The sequence below is a fragment of the Cupriavidus oxalaticus genome (assembly GCF_038900635.1).
GTDB classification, from domain to species: Bacteria; Pseudomonadota; Gammaproteobacteria; order Burkholderiales; family Burkholderiaceae; genus Cupriavidus; species Cupriavidus oxalaticus_B.
This window is the reverse complement of record NZ_JAYMRX010000055.1, coordinates 1-5,582: the sequence shown is the minus strand read 5'-3', so window position 1 is coordinate 5,582 and position 5,582 is coordinate 1. Positions and strand designations below refer to the sequence as shown.

Annotated in this window: 3 protein-coding genes and 2 pseudogenes; 3 read left to right on the top strand and 2 right to left on the bottom strand. The window is 58.7% G+C overall.

Annotated features, from left to right (window positions below):
* Positions 1-1,270 precede the first annotated feature (1,270 nt).
* From VSR71_RS34835 to VSR71_RS34825, 3 genes and pseudogenes are all read left to right on the top strand, one after another.
* Positions 1,271-2,471 (top strand): annotated as a pseudogene (locus tag VSR71_RS34835) (transposase).
* A 64-nt stretch (positions 2,472-2,535) separates the two neighbouring features.
* Positions 2,536-2,883, top strand: coding sequence for a hypothetical protein (locus tag VSR71_RS34830; RefSeq protein WP_197717987.1), 348 nt, complete (start codon positions 2,536-2,538; stop codon positions 2,881-2,883).
* 117 nt (positions 2,884-3,000) lie between these two features.
* Positions 3,001-3,501: a glycine zipper 2TM domain-containing protein gene (locus VSR71_RS34825; protein WP_306437318.1), complete on the top strand. Its 501-nt coding sequence runs from the start codon at positions 3,001-3,003 to the stop codon at positions 3,499-3,501.
* Here the strand turns inward: VSR71_RS34825 and VSR71_RS34820 are convergent.
* Positions 3,396-3,737 (bottom strand): helix-turn-helix domain-containing protein, encoded by a 342-nt coding sequence (locus VSR71_RS34820; RefSeq protein WP_232346072.1) that lies wholly within the window; start codon positions 3,735-3,737, stop codon positions 3,396-3,398. The two genes, VSR71_RS34825 and VSR71_RS34820, sit on opposite strands and share 106 nt — an antisense overlap.
* Before the next feature lie 267 nt (positions 3,738-4,004).
* Positions 4,005-5,340, bottom strand: a pseudogene (locus VSR71_RS34815) (ISNCY family transposase).
* Positions 5,341-5,582: the final 242 nt, after the last annotated feature.

The following is a 5,582-nucleotide window of genomic DNA, read 5'->3' as shown; positions in this document are numbered from 1 at the left end:
GGCCAGTGTAGCGGAAGAGTCGCTCGATAGAGGGCTCAGTCTCTTATAACAATCAGATCTATAGATTCGAATATATATAACTGGAAGGCTTATGATAGGAAATCGGCCTTATCTTGGTCAGACCCGTAGCTAAGAATCGGGAGGTTTTGATTTATAAACACAAAGTAAGATGATTCATGCCATCAATATGGCAATCTTTCTTCAATCTGTCATCCCAGAGTTGGACGCCAGTTCAACTTTGCGGGTGCATTATTAAGCAATGACGGTGAAGTAATACCATCAAGACTGCTTTTGACGATCGGGTCCGTCCACCAGTCACCGACTAGAAGACGACATCCTCGGACAAGCATCGCTCGGTTGTATTGCGTACGCACGCACTGCTTGCCGCTTTTGGCAAGTCGAACATTCGTTTTTGAACGGCGTCTCGATATCCCGTTCCGCTCACGCTCGCCTGCGCCGTCATCTGTTCCCGAGTCGTTGAGCAGTTTTTGTTAGTGACTGTTAAGCCTGACGCTCATAGCGCAGTCATCGACCTTGTTGCCAAGGCGCAGATCAGCACCCAAGTATTGGTATACAAAGCAAGTTGGAACAGAGGCGGCGTGGCCGCGAAGCAATCCAGCTTGCTGTTATCACTGTGCATTCTGTGAGCCCCGGGCGAACCCATTGCCGTCTGTTTCTGGTTCGCATCCATGGTCATTAAGGATGTCCATATCGTTGTTGAGGAGAATATCCTCGTATTGGCTCACCGCTTAGAGGAGGTCACTGAAGACGAAGAGCCTGAAAGCCGCCTGCGAAGCGCGCAGTCAGGGAGACCGCGCGAAGGATCTCGATGCAAAACTTCACAGAGCCTAGGATAAAAAACAGCCATTTCGCGTCACTCCCGCAGCCAGCATCAGGTCGACATATTCGTGCAGCTTGTCGCGGGTCAGGCGGCTAATCGGGCCAGAAATGCAGCGAGCCAGTTAGTGTTCAGTTGATGCCAAACACGGGACCTGCAATGCTGGAAACTTCTGGCTCGCGTTCTCCCATCGAGATGAAGTATCGTCCTTGCGGATCGTTTCGTAGGGCTTTTCACCGGCGAAGGCCCGCAAGAAACGACCGGGGCGCCAATCAACGGCAGCCTTTCACCTGTGCGCATATATGGTGCCGCACGGCGCGGCCTTTTACACGCACCGGGCAGGCCCGTGTGTCGCCCTCCCTGCCGCAAAGAGCGGCACTCAATACCATCGCGCTGCGTGAACGCTGTTTGGTGGCAGCGGTCTAACCGGCCATGTCATCCACGCCCGCCACCGTTACCGCCGCCGAGCTGCAACTGTTGCGCGACGCCGAGCGTGAGCTCGAGGCAATACTCGCGGAACGCGAGGCAATCAAGGGCGAGTTGCATGTGATGATGGTCCAGCGAGACCTGCTCTTGGAACAGCTCAAGACGTTCCAGCGTAAGCTCCTCGCTGCCAAGAGCGAGGCGCGAGCCTCGGACCAGAAGGACTTGTTCCTCAATGAGTCCAAAGCCATGGCGGCTGCGCAGCCAGCGCAGGAAGAAGAAGGTACGCCCGAGACCGAAGTAGCCAAGCGTGGCCGCAAGCCGCATGCCCCGGCGCTACCCCGTGTCGAGGTTCATCACGAACTACCCGAGTCGGAACGCGTCTACCCCCTCAATGGCCAGACGCTGATCGAGATTGGCGTCGAGTTCAGCGAACAGCGCGACATCGTGCCGCAGCGGGTCCGCGTGATCCAGACCAGCGGGCCATACGCCTGTTCATGTTGCGACGGCGGCATCAAGACGACGCCGGCACCGGCGCGCATTATTCCCAAGAGACTGCTTTCCGCTGGCCACCTCGACGTATCAAGTGACCAGCCGCTGTACCGCCAAGCAGCGCTGCTGCATCGCTTTGGTGGGGACCTCTCTCGCGGCACCTTGGTGGCAAGCGTAGTGCGCATGGGCCAAGCGGTGCCGCCAATCATCAATCTGTTGCGCGATTATCTGCTGGAAGCGGACGTCGTGTGCAGTGACGAGACGGTGGTGCAGGTACTCATGGAGCCGGGCAGGCCCGCTCAGAGAAAGAGCTGCCTATGGGCGCGGAGGAAGGGGACGGGGCCGCCGGTAGGCTGTTTGCCTATAGTCCGACTCGCGAGATGAAGCATGCCACTGCTCTCTATGCCAGCATCAAGCCTGGTGGGGTGTCGATGACCGATTGTTACGCACCACTTGGCCGATCTCAACCAATCCCTCCGAGAACGCGATTAGGCCATTCTTGATAGGACGGAGAAACTTCCGCTTCTGTGACACCGTGGCAGGCACCAACGCCAATGCAAGTCTTTACTCGCTGGTGAAAAACCTGCAAGGCCAACGACATAGATCCGTACCAGTATTTCAGTATCTCGTTGCCTTGTTCAAGGCGTTGCCACACGCACGGATTGCCGACGACTACGAGCCTCTGCTGCCCTGGAGGCTCAGGTCCTCAGACGTCTAGCGAATGCCGCCGGCGGCCGCAAAGGATGTCCTCAAAAGACCGCTTTCTCTCTTTGGAGCACACTATGACAGAATTCCCTAAACAAAGCGGTACGGAACGCGCATGGCGTCGCGTTTGCGTGACGGGCAGCTGGCTGCCAGACCATGCCTTCGTGTGGGCGTATTGGAACGGAACCATGTGGAACGGCTTTGCTGTCCCGATGTTTACCAGCCAGGACGCCTGCAATCTCTGTGCAGTGATGCCGAGCCTCGTGTACGTTGAGGCTCGGCAAGCCTTCCTGTTCGAAGAGGGAGGAGAGACAGAATGGTTTCATGCGGCAGCGCAACTTGTGGACGGCGAGTTGCTGCAACTCTATTCCCTTGGCGAAAGCTGGTGTTGGCAACTCGTTGACCTATCGGAGGTGGCAATCTAATCAGCCCTCTCCACAATCGCGGCTGACCCTGCTAGCATTACTGGACCTACCGCGTCTGAGACGCACCGACTCTTCCGGTTGTATAGCCGGACATCTCCTTTCTCCCATACGGGCCTCATGCCCGTGGGCATGTTGGCCCGCTTTTCGTTGAGGCCAACATGTTCAAGCGGTTCCTCCTGCTTTTCCTTTTGCTGCGCCGACTTCGCTTGCTGCGCCGCCCAGCCGACTTCGCCGAATACCTATGGGGGTTTCGAAGCGCTGCGCCTGGATATTGCCGGAGCTGTCACGGTCGTCCGGGTCCGCCCAGTCACGATTGCGGAGAGCGGCGGCATGATGTCTGCGAACACCGTTGTGCCGGGCGTTCTCGGAGCTGTTGTTGGCGCGGTGCTGGGTTCCCGTGTCAACGGTAACGGCAATGGCCGTTACCTGGCCGGCGCGCTGTCGGGCACCGCTTCTGCGGTCATCGCTCAGACGGCTGTTAATCACCTGAGCCGCCGCAGCAGGAGTGGGGTTCATTTGTCCGCGATCATGATCCGGCGAACCGTCTCGGTGGCCAGGTCGATGCCATGGCGCTCACGCAGCTTCTCGGCGGCCAGGGTCGGGCCGAAGTTGGCGTAACTGTCGCGGATCAGGCCACGCACGCGGGAGTCCAGCCCGGGCGGCAACTGGCGATGACCCGCGGCGCCTTGCCGGCGATTCTGTAAGCCCCGCGCACCTTCGACCTGGTACCGACGAAGCAAGCGCAACGTTTGCCGTGTGCTGAGTCCCAGCCGAGCCGCCGCAATGCCTGTCTTCAAGTGACCGTCTGCCAAGGCTTGCAGGACCTTGAGCCGGTCCAATTGACGCATCGTCATGGTGATCGTGTCCGGTCGCATGGAGGCTCCCTGGCTGGCTCAAGGCCGTACAGGTTACCCGGACCAACTCGGACATTTGAATCTGGCTATAAATGGACATTTGAATCATCTGTTGTCAAAGCTAAATTGAAATGTCCGGTCTCCGGCTAAGTTGAAATGTCCGGCTGATCAGCTATTGGGGTGAGCGTAGGGCGGTGGTGCTGACCTGACGTGACTGAGCCCAGGCTATGCTGCCTGAGCCCCGTTGAACTGCCAGCGCAAGCTGAATTAGTACTCCGTTCCGTTAAGCGGCCACGGCTGCTCCTGCAGCCTTTGCAACGCTTTCAACATATCGTTCTGGCCCAGCGACCGCTGCGACTTCTTGCCAGGCGGCCGTCCACGCTTGCGCGGAGCTCCCTCCGTGCCTGGCACAGAGAGCGACCGTGTGTTGTCGCGCTTCTCCTGCACGTATTGCGCCAACTGCAGCACATGTCCCAGGCGCTTGTTATCCACGATCTCGCCCTGATCCACTTCCGACAGCCGATCATAGGTGGTGTAGGGCAGGGCGGCGCCATTCGCCCGCGGCTCGATCCTGCCATCCGGGTAGTGATAGACATCAATGTAGCGACTGGCTAGCTTGCGGCGCTCCGGCGTGTCCGCCAGCAGGTAAAGCATCTTGTCGTACTGGATCGTCAGGCTCTTGGACACGCAGCGTGGCTCACGCCACGCAAAGATCAGATCCAGGTTCTCATCCGGTCGCAGCGGCCGATGGGAGTTGTGGTTGTTGCGCGGCACCTTGGCAAAGCGCGCGTTGTAATCCGCAATGAATTCCGACATAAAGACGTTGGCGGCCTCCATGGTGCTGATGCCGCGCAGGCGCAGTTCCTTGACCAGGCGATCCTGCAACGTCAGGTGGGTCCGTTCGACGCGGCCCTTGGCTTGGCTGCTGTTGGCGCAAATGCCGTCAATGTTCAGCTCGAACAAGGCCCGAGCAAACTGGGTGTGGCCGTCGCCGCTGGTCGCCCCTTGTTTGTTGACCCGAAACACGCTCGCCTTGTCGCTGTAGAACGCCACCGGCTTGCCGTGGCGCTCCAGGTAGGCCCGCGTCGCCGCAAAGTATGTGAAGGTGGCCTCCGAATGCGTGAAGCGCAGTTCCATAATCCGGCTGGTGGCGTCGTCGACATAGACCAGCAGCGTGCAGGCCGGCGCGCGATCCTCGAACCAGCGGTGATCGCAGCCGTCGATCTGGATCAGTTCACCGAGGCACGCGCGACGGTTGCGTGGCTGGTAGACTTTTTGTGGCCGCTGTTTGCGAGGCACCCACAGTCCGGCCACCGTCATCAGCCGGCGAATCGTTTCCTTGGACAGCGTCAGCCCATAACGCTCGCGCAGCTTCACGATCGGCCGATAGGCGGTTGTTGGCTGGCCGGCCACGTTTGCGCGAAACCAGCCCAGACGGTCCTTCCTGCCGATAGCGCTCCAGCAATCGCCGTAACTGCCGGTCGGTGATCTGCAACCGTTCGGCGGCCACGCCTGGCCGCAACTGACCATCCACGACCGCCTGGACGGTCTTGTGCCTGTTTAACTCCTGCATGCTGACTGTAATGACCTTGGATCTAGCCATCCTCTGGCGTCTCCATCGTGTTCAACCGGGCAGGCTGACTACCATGAAGGGAGCCACTCGGGCGGACATTTCAACTTTGCTAAAACCGGACATTACAACTTTGCCGCTACAAACGTTGTCCAGGCAAAGTTGAAATGTCCGGGCGCCAGCAAAGTTGAAATGTCCGGTTTTCCGGTGTCATTTCAGCTTTATCTGATCTGTTTTTGGGGTTCCCGTCGGGCGCTGGTGCTGGCCTGACACGA

Bases quoted from the DNA above. Each gene is read 5' to 3' on its own strand.
- VSR71_RS34820 (WP_232346072.1), bottom strand. From the start codon at position 3,737: ATGACGATGCGTCAATTGGACCGGCTCAAGGTCCTGCAAGCCTTGGCA.
- VSR71_RS34825 (WP_306437318.1), top strand. From the start codon at position 3,001: ATGCCCGTGGGCATGTTGGCCCGCTTTTCGTTGAGGCCAACATGTTCA.
- VSR71_RS34830 (WP_197717987.1), top strand. From the start codon at position 2,536: ATGACAGAATTCCCTAAACAAAGCGGTACGGAACGCGCATGGCGTCGC.